Genomic DNA, 18,408 nt, shown 5'->3' on the forward strand with positions numbered 1-18,408 from the left:
ATTTGATGACCGTTTTTACATCGATATCCAGCCTTCTGGCCACCTGGGCTTTTTTTAGCCCCATGTCTTTTAATTGATGAATCTCGGCGTACATTTTCCACCTCGTCAATTTTTATTCCACCCCCTGCCAACCAGTAATTATACCTGCTGGCTGAGAGGAGATGGTAAAAATCATCCGTTTTTATTGGCCGAAATTCATCCGTTTTATTATACCGCTTACAAATGTTTGAGATTGTTGGAAGAATATCTTCAATATCCGGTGTAAGAACCCCGGCTTTGCCGTGAATGAACCCGGCGGGCCGCTGGATAATACTGCGCCTCCCGGGTGCACTTTAAACTTTAAAAGGCGGAAAGCGGTTATGAGTTCCTATTATGACCCTTGCCAGAGGTGCAATCCTTGAGTAAAATGGGTCCTGAACGCCTAAGCTAAGTGTTACTGCTCAATTGTAATATCCGGGATTGCCGCGACAGGGTATTAACGGCTGTGACGGGAGACAAGTGTTTACATGACAGGCATATTATTGCAGTTAAATCGACTGGCCCGCACCCGCGGCCAGCAGGTATACCTGGTGGGCGGCTTCGTAAGGGACTTACTGCTCGGGCGGCCATCCCGGGATGTGGACCTGGTGGTGTCCGGCCGGGGGGAGGAACTGGCCCGGGCTCTGGCCGGGGCGGTGGGAGGCGGCATTGTTTCCCTGGACCCCGGGCAGGATGTGTGCCGGGTGGTGGTAAAAAACGGTGCAGGGGTATGCCAGTACGATATTACCGGCCTGGGAGACCGGGACCTGGTTATCGATCTTAAGCGGCGGGATTTCACCATCAATGCCATGGCCCTGCCGCTGGAGGCTTTTCTATTGCAAAGGCCGGACACGGGACGGCACTCTTTCCGGGGTGCTGAGCTTTTACCGGATGCAGGCGATTGCCCGTTGCCGGTTGAATGCCCCGCCGATTTCCCGGTGGGGCCGTCCGGTTTGCCTGCAGCCGTACCGCCTTCTGCCGCCGTTGCCCTGCAGGTGGCCCTTATCGATCCCCTGGGCGGCCTGGACGACCTGCGCCGGGGTATCATCCGGGCCTGTGGTCTCCATTCCTTTGAAGACGATCCCCTGCGGGCACTGCGTGCGGCCCGCCTGGCCGGCCAGCTGGGGTTTCGTATAGAACCGGGGACGGTGGATCTTATCCGTACCATGCCCGTGCCGGTGAATAAAGCTGCCCCGGAGCGTATTCTGGAGGAACTGGTGCAGATTCTGCTCCTGCCCGCCGCCTGGACGGTTATTGACCTGCTGGACCGTGCACTGGGCGTCCTGGCGCAGATCTTTCCGGAAATCAATCCCATGCGGCAGATGGAGCAAAACGGCCATCATGTGGATAATGTGTGGGTGCACAGCTTGAAGACATTGCGCTGCTTCGAAGTCATTGTGAGTTCACTTAATCCCGTTCCGGACGGTGCCGTTAAAGATAACCCTTCCGGCGCCGATATAGACATCATTCAGCTCCTTGCCCTTCCCCCTCACCTGGCCGGCCCGGTGGGTGACTACCTGCAGGCCCCGGTCACCCGCACCCGCAGCCGGCTGCCGGTGATCAAGCTGGCCTGCCTCTTCCACGACATCGGCAAGCTGGAAACCCGGGCCGCGGGCGCCGGCGGGCGGTTCACCTTTTACAATCACCACACTGCCGGCGCTCACCTGGCGGCCGCCATCGGGCGTCGGCTACGCCTTTCCGGCCGGGAGGCGGATCTGCTGTCCCGGCTGGTGCGGGGCCACATGGACCCCCTCTTCCTGTACAAGGCCCGCCCGGTCAGGGGCCGGGCGGCCTACCGCTTTTTCCGCCGGCTGGGGGACGAGTCCCCCGGCTGCCTGCTCCTGAGCCTGGCGGACATTGCCGGCAGCCGGCTGGCCTCCGGCGCCCTGCCGGAGGTCCTGGAATACCGGGAATTCATCACCGGCCTGCTGCACCGTTATTTCAACGAGCCAGTTGTTGCCGGCCGTGCCCGCCCATTGTTAAACGGCCGGGATGTCTGCCGGATTCTGAACATCAAACCCTCCCCCCTGGTGGGCCGGCTGCTGGAAGAACTGGACGCCGCCCGGGCGGACGGCCAGGTAAGCACCCGGCAGGAGGCGGAAAATTTCATTCGGAACAGGGGCACCCGGCTTTTGACCGGGGAAGGGAAATAGGGAAAACAGGGAAATTGATAAATTTTCGGGGAGCAGGGCCGGGCGTCAGGCGGTCCAGGCCAATAATCCTGGAACCTATCTATCAGGAAACGAGAACTGACTGGCGTCGTTAGCGGGGTTCTTAACGGGTTAGACGGGCGTTAGAAGAATATCTTCTTGCCATATTTATCTCCAGAGCTTGTTTCGGAGGTTCACTTCGCATCCGGTGATGGCACGGGTTTGGGGTTACAGCCTGTATTCAACGGTTTCCGGACCTGACAATATTTCGTAAAGAAAGCTGGCTTTTTGTTTTTGTGCCCGATCAATTTCTTCCGGTGCATAACCACGCACTTCTATGGGTTCCATAACTTCTGCCAGGGCATCACCAAGGATTTCCCAGCGCCTCCATATGGGCATATCACTGAAGGCCGGGGAAACAATTATAAGGTCAATGTCACTATAAGGACCGGCTGTGCCCCTGGCTTGAGAGCCGAACAGGTATGCTGCCTGAACAGGGATGCCCTTTTGGGCCAGAACGGATAAGTATCGCCTGACAATTTCATTTACTCGATTTGGTGTTTGAGGCATTTTATCACTTCCTTCGTGTGGGTTAAGTAATCCCGGGTGACATGGCGCAGGTATTCAGCAATGGCCCGCTTAAGTTCCTCGGGATACCTGGTAACAACTCCCGCCAGGCTCAACCGGCTGACGAATTTAATTTGTTCATCAGTTAGAATAGCGTTTCCCAATTTCACCAGGTTGATTAAATTATGGGTTTTAGGCGGTGCTTTACCTGTTTGTTGGACTATTAAAGCCTTTAATGCTTTCTCAATGGCCAGGTGGCACATGAAAATGGTGTAAAGGTACCTCCGGGCACGGTACAGGCTTTTTGCCGTGTCCAGGTCATATTCGGATTGCTCAAGCCATTCTTTTACTTGGGGGTCCACGGCATTCAACCCTCCAACCGGCATTTAACGAGCTGTGTTTCTCATAATTTTTAATGTCCGCTTTAATACTATACCATATCCTGTCAGCAGGAGCAATCCATGCGGGATTCACAAGGTGATATGAATCCGGAGCGGCATGGTCAGTTTTTTTAAAGCGCATCCGAATCTCCAAGGTAAAGAGCTGAGCGAATTCTTCAAGGCGGGGCAGAGATCGGGAAAAGACCTTGCATTTACCATCATTTGCCTTCGACCAGTAAATGGAATTGTCCCCTTGACAATTCCCGGGGTCCTGTTATAATGTTGTTAAGAGCCGTAAACCAGCAGTTGTAGCCCGGCCGCCTTCCGGTAGGGCTATATTTATCAGTGGGGAGGTGGCCATGGTGGCCAAAATGGTTACGGTGAACCGGAAGGCCCGCCATGACTACCATGTGCTGGAGACCTACGAGGCCGGCATCGCCCTGACCGGCACCGAGGTGAAATCCCTGCGGGCGGGGCGGGCCAACCTGCAGGACAGCTTCGCCCGGGTTGAAAATGCCGAGCTGTTTCTGTATAATATGCACATCAGTCCATATGAACAGGGCAACCGGTTCAACCACGAGCCGAAGCGCCCGCGCAAGCTGTTGATGCATAAGTACGAGATCCGCCGCCTGCTGGGCAAGAGCCGGGAAAAGAGCCTGGCCCTGGTGCCGCTGAAGGTGTACTTCAACGACCGGGGTAAGGCCAAGGTGGAACTGGCCCTGGCCCGGGGCAAAAAGCTCTACGACAAGCGGGAAGACATGGCCGCCCGGGACGCCAGAAGGGAAATGGAGCGGGCCGTGCGGGGAAAACAGTAATTTAAACATGGGGGCGAAACGGTTTCGACGGGGGAAGCGGTGGCAGGAGCAGCGAGCCGGGGTTTCCACCAGCCCGTAAAACGGTGGAAAGAGCATAACTGCCAACAAGCAAGAACTCGCTCTGGCTGCTTAATTGACGCGGCCACATCCTACCCGCGTCGGGTCCCGTGACCCGGGATAGGGTGTCAAACTAACGGGCTGCTGCCGGGCCAATTCTCGGAGGCCCGGCGGGAGATATATCGAGATAGCCCCTTCCGGAGGCTGGCTGTGGCCGCCTTAAGGGGCGAAAAGGAAAGCACAGCCTGCGCTCGGAGAAACTCCTGTGGTCGTTCTTCCGGACGGTGGGTTCGACTCCCCCCGCCTCCACCAGGAAACAATAACAGACACCCGGAAGTTTACTTCATTTCGGTGTCTGTTTTTGTATGTTGGGTACTGTTACGGGTTCACTCCAAAGCAAGCCGATTGCTCAAAGGACCGGAGCACTTAATGGCGCATTTATTACACGTTTATATCAACGTTGCGGGGGCTTTTAAATGCCGGTTAAATTCATATTTAGCAGGCATGCTTTACTGGAGATGAAAAGAAGACAAATTGATGAGGCCATGGTGCTTACTTAGTGTACTCAAGGCTCCTGAGCAGGAGGAGTATGTACGTCCCGGGAGGAAAGTTTTTCAATCCAAAATACAACTTGGGGAGCCGTGTAAAACATATTTACTGCGGGTTTTAGTGGATGTGGATCGAAAACCGCCGGAAGTGGTTACAGTATACAAGACCAGCAAATTGAAAAAATACCGGAGGGAAAAAATTGAAAGCAACCTATGATCCCCATACGGATTCCCTGACCATTGTTTTCAGTAACAGGCCAGTAGCTGAAAGCGATAAGGATAAGCCCGGGATAATTATTGATTATGATGAAGATGGAAACCCGGTTGGAATTGAAATCCTTGATGCATCCGAGCGTATAACCGAGCCTGCTGGCATCGAGTTTCATCTGCTTCAAGCGAAGTAGATAGCCCCTTTTGGAGGCTGGCTGTGGCCGCCTTAAGGGGCGAAAAGGAAAGCACAGCCTGCGCTCGGAGAAACTCCTGTGGTCGTTCTTCCGGACGGTGGGTTCAAACTCCCCCCGCCTCCACCACTCAAATCCACAGTTCCAACATCAGCCTCAACTGCCGCCCGAACCTGTCTCGCGCGATCTTTTCCAGGGCCCGGGCACGGTGGAAGACGGCTTTTGCCCTGGGCTTTAAGTGCCGGGTGGCCACATCCACACAAAAAGGCCATCCACAAGCGTAAGCTGGCCGAACTCACCGGTATGAGCGAGCGGGAAGTCAGGGAGATCATCTACAACCTTGTGTTGCACCGGGGCCTGCCCATCGGGAGCTGCACGGAGCCCTAATGAGGGCTGCTATATTACGGAGCCGGGCAGCAAAAAGGCCCGGCATCATGCGGCGGCTGGTACGGGCGGTGGACAGGCTGATCAAGATTGCGCAGGAGTGGCTGGAGGCCCGGGACGGCCCGGGGGCTGAGGCTGCGGCTTATATCAGCCTGGTCCTGGCCGGGCTGTACCTGGCAGAGTACCTGGTGGCTTTTATCATGCTCTGAAAAGAGGGACGGGCCTTGCCGGGCAGGCGCAAACTGTGGCGGCAACTGCTGGACAAGCTACACCCGCGGCATGGCGGCGGATTTCTGAGTTGGTGGAGTGTGCACGCGGCGGCTTACTGAGCTGGCGGCAAAAGCTTGCTTCGGGGGATCGGTGTCTATCCGGAGCAGTATATTGTACGTTTATGTGAAGAGTATCGGGTGCGGTGGGAAGAGTGAGAAAGAAGGCAGGTTTATACCTTACTATGGTTTATTTTCTACGTTTTTCTAATTTCGTCCTGAAACTTAATTTAAGAAGGATTTTTTAACATTATGTAGTAATTGAAAATTAAAACGCCGTGGCTTGATCGAGGTGAGCCACGGTTTTAGTCTATGTGAAGATTTTGCGATTCGGAGATGAAAACATTGGGGCTTGAAGTGGTTTGTTTTATCCCGTGCTGCTCCAGCAAAAGCGCGGGCGTTGGGTTGGAAAGACCTCCTTACGCCTGGCCCGATAGAGGTCTGGAGCGTGCCCGGGCTCGTCTGGTGGTGGCCCGCCGGGGGATGGAGCACTGCATTGAAGGCAGTTCCAGGCCGACACCAGCAATGCACCTTTACAGCGGCAGTTTCTATTCAGCCCTTGATGCCGGGCTGGCAAGACAGCTTATTTATTCCGGAAAGCTCCGGCTATTCATTATATCAGCCGGCTATGGCGTGCTGGATGCCTTTGAACCCGCCCGTAATTATGATGCTGAAATGAAGGGTAGGGTGGCCAGGTACTGGCGTGAAGCCGGTTTGGCCGATATTATCGGCGACATCTGTCTGGTCCTCAGCCCCCAGCGGGTTTACGGCTTTTTTGCCGGCGAGCCGGGCTGGTCCGGTTCCGGGGCAAAATACCGCTATTTTTTTACTGAGGGGGTAAAAAAAGCCCTCAGCTCCGGTTTCAAGCCTGCCCAGGCGGGCTGCTTCTACAGGGAAAGCGGTAGGGGAGTTACTGCAATACTCGGGGCTCTGGGCCGTGCCTTTTACAGATGCCTTTCCAGCGGGCCAAATTGCGATATGATTGTCGAAGCGGCAAAAACGAGCGGTTTGAGGGACGGCGGAATTATAATCAGGTATCAGGATTTTCTGGCGGCCGGGGAGCAGCACCGGGCTTAGAAATCCCCGGCCTACCTTAAGGGGGTGGCGGTTTTGTGGATATAAAGAATTCTGCCAAGGTTATCAGGGATTTAGAAAGGTTTTATGCAGCTTTGAATACGATCAGAGAGCATGTCGGCGGCGAGCGTCGCCTATCAGAGTGCAGCGGGCGGATGGGCTGGCCGCGGCGGGGAGTATATTTCTTTTTCGAACCCGGAGAGAACAGGTGCTCCGGAGCGGGGCTAAGAGTCGTCAGGGTGGGAACCCATGCCGTTTCCTCGGGTTCCGGCACCACCCTTTGGGACCGCCTGCGGACTCACCGTGGCGTTCTGGGGGGAGGCGGCAACCACCGGGCTTCGATCTTCCGCCTTCATGTCGGGACAGCTCTCCTGGCAAGAGGAGATTACCCCGATGCAGTCAGGTTGAGCTGGGGTAGGGGCAGCTCCGCTCCGAAAGAAGTGAGGCGCGCCGAACACGGGTTGGAATGCGCGGTAAGCGAGTACATAGGAAAGATGCCTTTCCTCTGGCTGAAGGTCGATGATGAGCCCGGGCCGGCGAGCATGCGCAAGTACATAGAGCGCAATGCGGTGGCGCTGCTGAGTGCAGCCTCCAGGTTGCGCATTGACCTCCCTTCGGAGGGCTGGCTGGGCCACAGCTCCCGGCACGAGGCGGTCAGGGTTTCGGGCCTTTGGAACGTGGATCATGTTTTTGAAGAATACGACCCGGATTTTCTTGATTTGTTTGAGCGGCTGGCGGGCGGGAATCTAGAATGAATGCCTGACCTGCATGAGGTAATAACAGTGTTAAAAAGAGATGAAGTTTTAAAGTGGCTGGATGCCTATGACATTAAAAAATATCCGACTTCCGTTTACGATGAGCTGGTAGTTGAACAACGCCCATATCCTGGCAGAATTAAAATCCTTGGCGCCTGGAAGACGGGGTGTTTGAGAGCTGATGGTCAGGGGAGAGAGTATGTTGATAAAAACGGCACCGCCTATTCATTTACCGGAAGGTGGAACCCCAATAGTTCCGTAGGCTATTTAACCTGGATAGAGATATCGGAAAATGAAAAAGAAATAAAAGAAAAAATACCAAAGGATTTTTCGGAAGAAAAGCCTGAAATAGTTGCTGAGCTGGAGTCCAGGGTGGGGTTTGGCTTTAAACAAGTACATGGCAGTCAATCAGTGGGTTCCTCTGGCCAATAACGTCGAAAAGTTAAAGAATAGGAAAGAGAAAGAAGGTATCGGCCGGTTTCTGTATGTACATTTGAAATGGAATACTACCGATTGCCAGCTGGCCGGCCATTTGGGTGTCATTTTTTCTTTGTCCGGCGTGTGGGAATTTAACGGGAAGGAAAGAGGGTTCCAGTTCAGACGGTTGAATAAGGACTGGCGCGATCTTATAAGAGGCTACTACTGTCAGTCAATAACCGTAGATGAAGAGTAATTCACAATACCTATATTTTAAGTAACAGGGCTTCCAGCCGTTCTTTTTACTGCAGGGCTTATCTATAACTTCAAAGCCGTAGAACAGCCAACTGGGCGCGGCGGCGCAGTCCCGCAGTGGAGCTGCAGCGTTAGCTGCGGTTTCTCTTTTTGGTCGGCAATAGCACCGGCCCGTTCTTAATTCCCTCCTTGATGGGCGGTTTTGGTGGAGGCAGGGGTTGCAGTTTGATCAAGGGGCGACGAGCAGACCGTTTACCAAACACGCCTGTACTGCCTTTCAGACCCTTTTTCATGAAGTGCGGTGTGAGCGAGAAGCTGAAATTTTTTTGCCTTCCTGACGGCCCCTTGTCTGTGGGAATAGTGTAAAATAAAATCAAGGTTTCCAGTCCAGAGGAAAAACGGGAGGGGAAAAGGGTGCTAAAGTCGAATAGGTACATATTACCGGTCGGACTAGTACTGGGGTTCCTGCTCATTATTGCTGGGTGCGGGCAACAGGAGGTGCACCGTAAGGCGCCGGAAACCCCGCCCCAGCAAAAGCAGAGTGCAGTGGAGGGTGCCGCTGTACCCGCCGGGAACTCACAGGACCGGCAGGCGGAAAACACACCTGCAGGCGGCGGCCAGAATAAGAATCCCGCCGCTCCGGGGAAGGATTCGCTGCCGGGCCTGCTGGCGGCCACCGTAACATATGTGGTGGACGGGGACACGGTCCACGTCGTACTGGCCAACGGGCGGGAGGAGAAGGTCCGTTTCATCGGTGTAAATACTCCCGAATCAACTAACAAGATCGAGCCCTACGGCAAAGAGGCCGCGGCTTATACCAAAAGCCGCCTGAACGGACGTAAAGTTTGGCTGGAGAAAGACGTGGCCGAGCGGGACAAATACGGCCGCCTGCTGGCCTATGTCTGGCTTTCCCCACCGAAGGACGACGGCGAGGCCGAAGTAAGGGCCAGGATGTACAACGCCGAACTGCTCCTGAACGGCTACGCCCAGGTGATGACCGTCCCGCCCAATGTGAAGTACGCCGATCTTTTCGCGAAGCTCCAGCGGGAAGCGCGGGAGGCGAAGAAGGGCCTGTGGGGACGGCGGCCGTGACGGCAGCGGTACCCGCTCCCGTACCTTCTCCTCATGGTAAAAGCCGGCAGCGCAGGGAAATACATAGGTAACTCCAACTCGAAAAAGTTCCATTACCCGGACTGCCAGTGGGCTCAGAAAATAAGTCCGAGTAACCGCGTAGAGTTTAATACGCGGGAAGAAGCGGTAAACGCCGGCTACCAGCCCTGCGAGGGGTGCCGATAATAGGGCTTAAATTCCGGATAACAGTTTTGCCGGGGGGATTTAAATATGGCGGAGTTGGGCGCGCTTACCGAGGTTGATCTCCGGGAAGTTTGGGGGAATGAAGCAAGGGATTTTACCCCTTGGTTAAAAGAAAACATCGACCGGCTGAATCAAGTGCTGGAACTCGATATTGAGATAACTGAACGTGAAGGGCCGGTGGGGCCTTTTGCCGTGGATCTTGTAGGACAGGACCTGGGTTCGGGACGCACGGTAATTATCGAAAACCAACTCGCGCCTACCGATCACACCCACCTGGGCCAATTGCTCACCTATACTGCCGGTCGCGGGGCCAAAATAGTAATTTGGATTTCCCCCCAGTTTCGCGAAGAACATCGCCAGGCCCTGGACTGGCTGAACGAAAATACAGGCGAAGACCAGGCCTTTTTCGGCGTGGAAATCAAGCTGGTGCGCATTGATGATTCCCGGCCTGCTCCCCTGTTTAAGCTTGTTTCCCAACCCAATGAATGGCAGAAAAGCGTTGCCAGTGCCAGAGCCACAAGCACCAGGGGAGAAACCTATCAAGCTTTTTGGACAACCTTTCTGGAAAAGCTTAAAGAACGGGCACCGGGTTTGACCAATGCTAAAAAGGGATTGCCCCAGAACTGGTGCAGTATCAGCGCCGGCAGGAGCGGTTTTGCGTATGCGGCAGCTTTTAAGTTAAAAGGGCGATTTGGCGTGGAGCTTTATATCGACACCGGCGATAAAGAGAAAAACAAGCAATTTTTTGACCAGCTTTACGAACATAAGGACAGTATAGAGCGGGAACTTGATATGGCTTTAAGCTGGGAGCGGCTGGATAATGTCCGCGCCTGCCGCATAGCCATCTATCGTGAAGGAAGCATTGATGCTGGTGAGGAAGAACTAAACGATCTTCAAGACTGGGCCATAGCAAACTTAGTCAAGTTTCGAGATGCATTCGGTAAACGGATCAAAGCGCTATAGTTGAACAATTGTTTAGCCGGGTTATCATGCCATTTGGATTTAGATGGGTTAAATAGTAAGGCCTGCTGAGTAGACCTGCCCAAGGAAAGAATGAAAGGGGAGCAGCAGTGAGCATCTTTCAGTACGCTTCTTCCGTACTTGCCGATTACCAGAATTACGTGCGGAGCTTTTTTAATATGGCCGACGAGCGGATAAGGGAGCTGGTGGAAGAAGAGCTTTTCACTAATGAAGGCCTCTGGCCGGAACCGCTTCTCCAGCTCAATTCCCTTTACGCCCGGGGTTCCTCGGTGGCTGACCTTTGCCGCAGGGGGCTGCTTCACCCGGCCTGCGCGGAGATCTTTTATGATTACCGGCAGAGGCGTCCCATTACTCTCTACCGCCATCAGGAGGCGGCCATCGAGTGCGCCCTGCGGCGCGAACCCTTTGTGGTAACAAGCGGTACTGGCTCTGGGAAGACCCTGACTTATTTCATTCCCATCTTTGATGCCGTGCTGCGCAGCGAGCCTGCACAGCCGCGGGTGCGAGCCATAATCGTCTACCCCATGAATGCGCTGGTCAATTCCCAGTACACCGCTCTGGAGGAACTGGCTAAAGCTTTTGAGCGGCGTACCGGTCAGCCGTTGCCGGTCCGCTTTGAAAAATACACGGGCCAGGAAGGGGAAGAAAAGCGAAAAGAGATCCTGGAAGCACCGCCCCACATTCTCCTGACCAATTATGTGATGCTCGAGTTATTCCTCGTGCGGCCTCGCGAGCGGCGGTTTGTCGACCGCACCGTGACCGGCATAGAGTTCCTGGTTTTTGATGAGCTACATACCTACCGCGGCCGGCAGGGGGCCGATGTGGCCCTACTCATCAGGCGCCTCCGCCAGCGGTGCGGCAATCCCGATCTCGTCTGCATCGGCACCAGCGCCACGATGGTCAGCGGCGAGGGTGTAGGACCTCTTGAGCGTCGCCAGGCCGTGGCCGACTTTGCCAGCAAGATTTTTGGTGTTCCCGTTCTCCCTTCCAATGTGATTGAAGAACAATTCCAGCCTCTTTCGCTGCTAAAGGACGTGGACCCTGAAGATCTGCGGGCTGCACTTGAAGGTCCCTTGCCCGAAACGACCGAGGAACTTTTAAAGCACCCCCTGACCTGGTGGATTGAACGCCACCTCGGCTTTAAAGTTGCACCCGGCGGCGGCACGGAGCGCTGTACGCCTGTTACCCTTACTGAGGCGGCGCGGCAGCTTGCTCAGGAAACGGGCCTTAATGAGGAGCGCTGCCGTGGGTACTTGAGCAAAGCACTTCTTTTGGGCAGCAGCCTCAAGCTTAGCGATGGCAACCCCGTATTTGCTTTGAAGCTCCACCAGTTTATCAGCCAGGGACAGGCGGTCTACGCCACCCTTGAACCTCCCTCTACCCGGCATCTGACCCTGGAAGGCCAGTATTACGCCCCGGGAGAAGAGCAGAAGCGTGTTCTTTTTCCGCTGGAATTTTGCCGCCAGTGCGGCCAGGCGTATTACGACGTGTGGCTCCACGAAGCGGAAGAGCGTTTATTGCCCCGCGAACCCGAGGGCGACTTCTTCCATCCAGAGGGTGAAGTCAAGGCGGGGTACCTGGTCCTGGCCGAAGAAGTGGGTGACTGGGCTCCGGATAGCGAACATCTGCCTCCCGAGTGGTTCGACGAACGCGGAAGGAAGAAAAGTGAGTACCAGTTGGCGGTTCCCAGTGAAATATGGGTCCGTCCAGATGGTACCTATGCCCCCGCACCTGTCTTGGACGCCATAAAAGCGTTTTTCCAGCCCAAGCCCTTCAGGCTCTGCCTTGCTTGCGGCGAGGTTTACACCAAACGGGATCGGGAATTCCGCAAGCTGGGGCGGCTCTCCAGCGAGGGGCGCGGCAGTGCCACCACCGTACTGGGTGTGGCCGCGTTGCTGCAAGCTGCCCAGCACGGGATAGAGGATAGGGAGCGCAAAGTCTTAAGCTTTACCGACAACCGGCAGGATGCCTCCCTTCAGGCGGGACACTTCAATGACTTCGTGCGCATTTCCCTTTTGCGCGCCGCCCTTTATCGGGCTTTAGAAGTCAAGGGCGAATTGCATCCCGAAAACGTGACCGGGGAAGTGCTGGCCGCCCTGGGCATTGGGCTGGCGGAGGTGGCCAAAAATCCACATCTTGTCCCGGAAAGTAGAATGGGGGAAAGGGTGTGGCGCACCTTCCGCGATCTTGTGGAGTACCGGCTTTACGAAGACCTGCAGCGCGTCTGGCGTATCGTGCAGCCGAACCTGGAGCAATGCGGCCTCCTGGAGATCCAATACCTGGGATTGCGTGAACTCTGCGCTGATGGGGAGCGCTGGTGCAACTGTCCGGTCCTTGCTTCCCTTGAACCGGAGAAGCGCTATTTCCTGGTAAAGAGCTTTCTTGATTATTTCCGCCGGCACCTGGCCATCAACGCCCCCATCTTGCGGGAAACCGATCAGCAACAGCTGCGGCGGCGGGTGGACCAGGACATCGACGAGAAGTGGTGGGAGGAGGAAGACTGGTTCCGGCAGGCCACGCGCTTTGTGCTGGTTGGCACCCCCCAGGGGTTTTATAAGAAAAGCCTGAGCGAAAAAAGTCGTATCGGCCGGTACCTGCGACGGGAGCTGAACCTTTCCCCAGAAGAATACTGGGAGTTTATTTTCCAGCTGGTAAACATCCTCTGCTCCCAGGGACTTCTTTTTAGATTCCAGGAGAGGGGGGAAGAGTACCTCCAGCTGGAGGCCGGTTGTCTCGTATGGAAACCTGGCGACGGCACCCCGCCTCCTCCGGACCCCGTGCATACCCGGCGCTTGGAGGGCCCGGCATACCTTGAGGTTCAGCGGAAGGTGAATGCCTTTTTCCGCGACTTTTACCAAAGCGCCGCCCGGTACCTGCGGGACATCGAGGGCCGCGAGCATACGGCGCAAATCTCCTATGAAGAGCGGCAGGAGCGCGAGGATCGCTTCCGCCTGGGGGACCTCAAGTGCCTTTTCTGCTCTCCCACAATGGAGCTGGGTATTGACATCGCCGACCTGCGGGTGGTGCATTTGCGCAACGTGCCGCCCACGCCGGCCAACTACGCCCAGCGCAGCGGCCGGGCCGGGCGCCGCGGTGACCCCGCCCTGGTTCTCACCTATTGTGCGGCCCGCAGCGCTCACGACCAGTACTTCTTCCGTCACCGCGAGCTAATGGTGGCCGGTGCGGTGCGCAGCCCCAAGCTCGACCTCGGCAACGAAGACCTGGTGCGGGCACACGTGCATGCCATTTGGCTGGCCAGGACCGGCTGTGCCCTGGGCAACTCCCTCGACGAAGTAATTGACGTAGAAAAATTACCGGAACTACCCCTTAAAGAAGAGGTGCGGGCCCAGGTACATCTGGCGGAATCGCGCCTGCGCGAATGCCTGGAGGAGGCGCGGGCGGTCCTGGCAGCCTGTGGCCCGGAGTTAGCGGATAGTGGCTGGTACGGCGAGGAGTGGCTTGAAAACACCTTGCGTTACGCAGACCGGGCCTTTGACGAGGCCTTTGAGCGGTGGCGGGAGCTCTACCGGGCGGCCATGAACCAGCTTGTGAACGCCCAGGAAAAGTTCTTGCGCTCCCGCCGGCGGGAGGACCAGGAGGAAGCCCGCCGCCTCATGGATGAGGCCAACCGGCAGCGCAACCTGCTCCTCAACAAGACTAAGGCCCAGGAGGAGTCGGACTTCTACCCCTACCGTTACCTGGCCAGTGAAGGCTTCCTGCCCGGGTACAATTTCCCGCGCCTGCCCCTGCGGGCATATATTCCGCGGGGCGAAGGTGAGTACATTACGCGGCCGCGGTTTCTTGCCTTAAGAGAGTTTGGCCCCCACAACATCATCTACCACAACGGTGCTAAATATGAGGTGCGGGGCATCATCCGTTCGCCGGGGGGCCTCGAGCAGCGGCGGCGGCTGGCCAAACTTTGCAAGGCGTGCGGTTTTTTCCACAAAGACGAAACTTTAGATCTCTGTCTCAACTGTGGTACGCGTTTTGATGGCTATACCAGCGAAGTGGCTGTGCTGCTCGACATGCCCAACGTCCGCACCAGGCGGCGCGAGCGCATCACCTGTGATGAGGAAGAGCGGGTGCGCCGCGGTTACAACATAACCACTCACTTTCATTTTGCTCCGGCTCCCGGCGGCCAGATGCGCAGGTTCTCGGCGGTGGTATACGATGAGGCAGGAAATAAGCTCCTGCGGCTGGTTTACGGCCCTTCCGCCACACTCTACCGCCTCAACAACGGCTGGCGTCATCGCCCGCCCGGCGAGCACTTTGTCGTAGACCTGGACCGCGGCGAGTTCTGGGTCAGCCGTCTCGAAGAGGAAGAATATGAGGAATTGCCCGGAAAGGCTCCTGCCAGGCGCGAGGTAGTACGTTTGGTGGTATGGGACACCACCAATCTCCTCCTGGTCTACTTCCTCGACCCGGCCTGGCAGGGCAATGAGGAATTTATGGCCACCCTGCAGTATGCCCTCCAGCGGGGCATGGATATCGTCTTCCAGGTGGAGGAATCTGAACTTGTCTCTGAACGCATTGGTGAAGATGATCACCGCGCCATCCTCTACTGGGAGGCGGCCGAGGGGGGCGTAGGGGTCTTAAGGCAGCTGGTGCAGGACCCGGTAGCCCTGGCAGCCGTGGCCCGGGCGGCCCTGGAGCGCTGCCATTTCGTGCCAGACAGAGAAGGCGGGAGTTGCGCCCGGGCGTGTTACCAGTGTCTTCTCTCATATACCAACCAGTTGGACCACCCGCTCTTAGACCGGCACCTGGTGCGGGAGGTGCTGGAGCGCCTGGCGGTTAGCCGTACGCACTTAGAGGTAGCCGGGCGTAGCTACGAAGAGCACTACCGGTGGCTCCGTTCGCTCACCGACTCGCGCTCGGAGCTGGAGCGGCGGTTTATTGACCACCTCTACCAGACCGGCCGGCGCCTGCCGGATGAAGCGCAAAAGCCCCTGGCCGATTACCCTGCTGTACCCGACTTTTTCTACGCGCCCAACGTCTGTGTTTTCTGCGATGGGGCCGTGCACGACGAACCGGCGCAACAAAAGCATGATGAGGCGGTACGCGCACAGCTAAGGGAACTTGGCTACCGGGTGATGGTCATCCGCTACGACCGCGACCTGGAGAAACAGATCCGGGCCTATGCGGACATCTTCGGCGAGGGGAGGAGTAACAGGTGAATGGGCAGCCAGCCGTGGGAAGCATCGTGCGCTGCCGCGGGCGCGAGTGGGTGGTGCTGCCGCCGGACGGACCGGAAGTGATCCGCCTGCGGCCGCTGGTTGGTGACGACGGCGAGACTTGCGGAATCTACCTTCCCCTTGTGGAAGCGGGCCTGGAAAAAGTGGAGCCGGCGACTTTTCCCCTGCCAGCGCCGGAGGACGCCGGGGACGCCGTAGGCGCCGGGCTTCTATGGCAGGCCGCCCGGCTAGCTTTGCGCGATGGTGCCGGTCCTTTCCACTCCCTGGGCCGTATCTCGGTGCGACCGCGGGCCTACCAGTTCGTGCCCCTGCTCATGGCCCTGCGGCTTGACCCGGTGCGGATCTTAATAGCCGATGATGTGGGCGTGGGCAAAACCATCGAGGCTTTGCTCATAGCGCGCGAGCTTTTCGACCGGGGCGAGATCGACCGCATCTGCGTGCTCTGCCCGCCGCACCTCTGCGAGCAGTGGCAGAAGGAGCTGGCGGAGAAATTCCATCTGGAAGCAGAAGTGATCCGCTCCGGAACGGTCAGCCGCCTCGAACGGGGGCTTCCACCGGGAGAGCACAGCATCTTTAAATACTACCGGCATATCGTGGTCAGCATTGATTACGCCAAATCGGACCGCCACCGGCCCGAATTCCTCACCCACTGCCCGTTTTTTGTGATTGTGGACGAGGCCCACGGCGCCGCCCAGCCGGGCACAACCTCGCGGTCCCAGCAGCAACGCCACGATCTCTTGCGTGCCCTGGCCGCCGACCCCGGGAGGCACCTGGTGCTTTTAACGGCCACCCCCCACAGTGGGATCGAGGACTCCTTTGTCTCCCTGCTGGCCCTGCTGCGGCCCTCCTTTGCCAATCTTAGCTTCCAGCGGCTCACCGGAGAGGAGCGCACCGCAGTGGCCCGCCACTTTGTGCAGCGCCGCCGGGCCGATATCGTCAGGTGGCTGGAGGAAGAAACCTGCTTCCCGGAGCGCGAAAGCCGCGAGGAAACCTACATGCTTTCTCCGGCCTACCGGGAACTTTTCAACCGGGTCTATAACTTCAGCCGGGAACTGGTGCGCACGGGCGAGACGTTCTCCGGCTGGCGGCGGCGCATCCGCTACTGGGCGGCCCTATCCCTTTTGCGCTGCGTGATGTCCAGCCCGGCTGCGGCTGTGGCCGCGCTGCACAGGCAGGCAGAAGAGCGTAAGGCGTCTGAGGAAAGGGACGATGTGGCTTACGCTTCTTATGTTTACGATCCTGTCGATGAAGAGCCCGTGGACGTGGAGCCCTCCCATGTGGTCGAGCAGGGCGAAATGGATCTTTCAAAAAGCAGCCGCCGCAAGCTCCGCGAGTTTGCCCGCCTGGCGGAAAATATAAAGGCTACGGATGCCGATACGAAAATGGCCCGCTGTGCTGAAATTGTGGCCCAGCTCCTGCGCGAGGGTTACTACCCCATCATCTGGTGCCGCTACATCGCCACGGCGCAGTATGTGGCCGCCGAACTTAAGCGCAGGCTGGCACCGGCCTTTCCGCACCTTGCGGTGGAGGCCGTGACCGGCAACCTGCCCGAGGAGGACCGCCGCCTGAAAGTGGAAGAACTTTCCAAAAGCTCGCCCCGCGTGCTCGTGGCCACCGACTGCCTCAGCGAGGGGATCGATCTCCAGGAGCACTTTACGGCTGTAGTCCATTACGATCTGCCCTGGAACCCCAACCGTCTGGAGCAGCGCGAGGGCCGGGTAGACCGCTTCGGGCAGCAGGCACTGAAAATCCGCGCCGTTTTGTTTTACGGCCGCGACAACCCTGTGGACGGCGCCGTGCTGGACGTTCTTCTGCGCAAAGCGGCGGAAATTAGAAAGAGCCTCGGTGTGGCCGTGCCCGTGCCTGTGGACAGCGAATCCGTGATGGAGGCCGTGTTAAAAGCCCTTTTTACCCGCGGGGAGGAACTCCGGCGCGGTTACTACCAGCTCACGCTTTTCGAGGACACCACGGTCCTGGACTTCCACCGCCGCTGGGACGAGGCCGCCGGCCGGGAGAAAGAAAGCCGCACCCGCTTTGCCCAGAAGGGCATCAAGCCCGAAGAGGTGGAGCGGGAATTGCGCGCCACCGACGATATCCTGGGCGATCCGGAGGCCGTGCGGCACTTTGTCGTCAACGCCTGCCGGCGCCTGGGCCTGGGCATGGAGGCTGCGCGCGGCGGCACATTTGTGCTTTCCGTTCCCCCGGGGATCAGCCCTCCTCCCCTGGTGAGCCAGGCCATGCCGGCCAATCCCTGGCGGGTGTGCTTTATTTCCCCTCCTCCCAAAGGCGCTGCATGGGTGGGCAGGAATCATCCCTTTGTCTGCGCCCTGGCCCAGTGGCTCCTGGAGAGCGCCCAGGCCAGCGGGGGGCAAGCGCCGGCGGCGCGTTGCGGCGTGGTGCGCACCGCCAGGGTGGGGCGGCGCACGGTACTTCTTTTGCTGCGCCTGCGCCACCTCCTGGAGCAGCCGGACCGGCCGCCGCTTTTGGCCGAGGAAGTTCTGGTGCTGGGACTGCAGGGGCATAATCCCGCGCACCCCCATTTTCTTAGCGACGACGAGGCGCGCCAGCTTCTCCTTGAGGCCGCACCAGATGCGCCAATATCCCAGCAGGAGCGGCGGGAGGTGCTGGCCGAGGTGCTAAAGTGGTGGGACGATCTCTTGCCACACCTCGAAGCAAAGGCAAAGGAACGGGCGCAGCGGGTACTTGAGGCGCACCGCCGGGTGCGGGCAGCTGCCCGCATGATCCGCCGGGGCCTGGCAGTACAGCCGCAGTTTCCGCTCGATTTGCTGGGGCTCCTGATTTTGTTACCTGTGCCCAAAGGGGTGGTGTGGTGA

At 57.6% G+C, this 18,408-nt stretch carries 15 protein-coding genes and 1 other RNA gene; 14 read left to right on the plus strand and 2 right to left on the minus strand.

Going from position 1 to position 18,408, the window contains the following annotated elements; genetic code table 11:
• The first annotated feature begins 506 nt into the window (after positions 1-506).
• A complete protein-coding gene (locus GFC01_RS00825) occupies positions 507-2,171 on the plus strand; it encodes a tRNA nucleotidyltransferase/poly(A) polymerase-related protein (RefSeq protein WP_152944762.1) in 1,665 nt (554 codons plus the stop codon).
• Between the two features lie 225 nt (positions 2,172-2,396).
• Here the strand turns inward: GFC01_RS00825 and GFC01_RS00830 are convergent, their stop codons facing one another.
• The gene (locus GFC01_RS00830) at positions 2,397-2,738 is read right to left on the minus strand and encodes a nucleotidyltransferase domain-containing protein (protein ID WP_152944763.1); all 342 of its coding nucleotides are present in this window, start codon (positions 2,736-2,738) and stop codon (positions 2,397-2,399) included.
• Positions 2,714-3,097, minus strand: a complete 384-nt coding sequence (locus GFC01_RS00835) for a HEPN domain-containing protein (RefSeq protein ID WP_194174732.1) — start codon at positions 3,095-3,097, stop codon at positions 2,714-2,716. The genes GFC01_RS00830 and GFC01_RS00835 overlap by 25 nt, the downstream gene beginning before the upstream one ends.
• A gap of 377 nt (positions 3,098-3,474) precedes the next feature.
• On the opposite strand from GFC01_RS00835, the gene smpB reads away from it, so the two are divergent.
• From smpB to GFC01_RS00895, 13 genes are all read left to right on the plus strand, one after another.
• On the plus strand, positions 3,475-3,930 hold the full coding sequence (smpB, locus tag GFC01_RS00840) for an SsrA-binding protein SmpB (protein ID WP_152944765.1): 456 nt from the start codon (positions 3,475-3,477) through the stop codon (positions 3,928-3,930).
• 9 nt (positions 3,931-3,939) lie between these two features.
• Positions 3,940-4,299: a transfer-messenger RNA gene (gene ssrA / locus GFC01_RS00845) on the plus strand.
• 436 nt (positions 4,300-4,735) lie between these two features.
• The gene (locus GFC01_RS00850) at positions 4,736-4,939 is read left to right on the plus strand and encodes a DUF2283 domain-containing protein (RefSeq protein WP_152944766.1); all 204 of its coding nucleotides are present in this window, start codon (positions 4,736-4,738) and stop codon (positions 4,937-4,939) included.
• 219 nt (positions 4,940-5,158) lie between these two features.
• A complete protein-coding gene (locus tag GFC01_RS00855; RefSeq protein ID WP_152944767.1) occupies positions 5,159-5,323 on the plus strand; it encodes a hypothetical protein in 165 nt (54 codons plus the stop codon).
• Between the two features lie 47 nt (positions 5,324-5,370).
• Positions 5,371-5,529, plus strand: a complete 159-nt coding sequence (locus GFC01_RS00860) for a hypothetical protein (protein ID WP_152944768.1) — start codon at positions 5,371-5,373, stop codon at positions 5,527-5,529.
• Positions 5,530-5,991: 462 nt separating this feature from the next.
• Positions 5,992-6,663 (plus strand): YaaA family protein, encoded by a 672-nt coding sequence (locus tag GFC01_RS00865; protein WP_194174733.1) that lies wholly within the window; start codon positions 5,992-5,994, stop codon positions 6,661-6,663.
• Positions 6,664-6,698: 35 nt separating this feature from the next.
• Positions 6,699-7,415, plus strand: coding sequence for a GIY-YIG domain-containing protein (locus GFC01_RS00870; protein ID WP_207707562.1), 717 nt, complete (start codon positions 6,699-6,701; stop codon positions 7,413-7,415).
• Between the two features lie 27 nt (positions 7,416-7,442).
• Positions 7,443-7,847, plus strand: coding sequence for a hypothetical protein (locus tag GFC01_RS00875; RefSeq protein WP_152944770.1), 405 nt, complete (start codon positions 7,443-7,445; stop codon positions 7,845-7,847).
• Between the two features lie 654 nt (positions 7,848-8,501).
• Positions 8,502-9,179: a thermonuclease family protein gene (locus GFC01_RS19905; protein ID WP_341473676.1), complete on the plus strand. Its 678-nt coding sequence runs from the start codon at positions 8,502-8,504 to the stop codon at positions 9,177-9,179.
• Between the two features lie 33 nt (positions 9,180-9,212).
• Positions 9,213-9,383 carry an Ada metal-binding domain-containing protein gene (locus GFC01_RS18660; RefSeq protein ID WP_194174734.1) on the plus strand — a complete coding sequence of 57 codons (171 nt, stop codon included), beginning with the start codon at positions 9,213-9,215 and terminating at the stop codon, positions 9,381-9,383.
• A gap of 45 nt (positions 9,384-9,428) precedes the next feature.
• Entirely contained in the window at positions 9,429-10,364 is a 936-nt protein-coding gene (locus GFC01_RS00885) for a DUF4268 domain-containing protein (protein ID WP_152944771.1), read from the plus strand.
• 107 nt (positions 10,365-10,471) lie between these two features.
• Positions 10,472-15,556 carry a DEAD/DEAH box helicase gene (locus GFC01_RS00890; protein WP_207707563.1) on the plus strand — a complete coding sequence of 1,695 codons (5,085 nt, stop codon included), beginning with the start codon at positions 10,472-10,474 and terminating at the stop codon, positions 15,554-15,556.
• Positions 15,553-18,408 carry a helicase-related protein gene (locus GFC01_RS00895; protein WP_341473677.1) on the plus strand — a complete coding sequence of 952 codons (2,856 nt, stop codon included), beginning with the start codon at positions 15,553-15,555 and terminating at the stop codon, positions 18,406-18,408. Before GFC01_RS00890 ends, GFC01_RS00895 begins: the two co-directional genes overlap by 4 nt.

The organism is Desulfofundulus thermobenzoicus, assembly GCF_009428905.1.
GTDB lineage: Bacteria > Bacillota > Desulfotomaculia > Desulfotomaculales > Desulfovirgulaceae > Desulfofundulus_A > Desulfofundulus_A thermobenzoicus.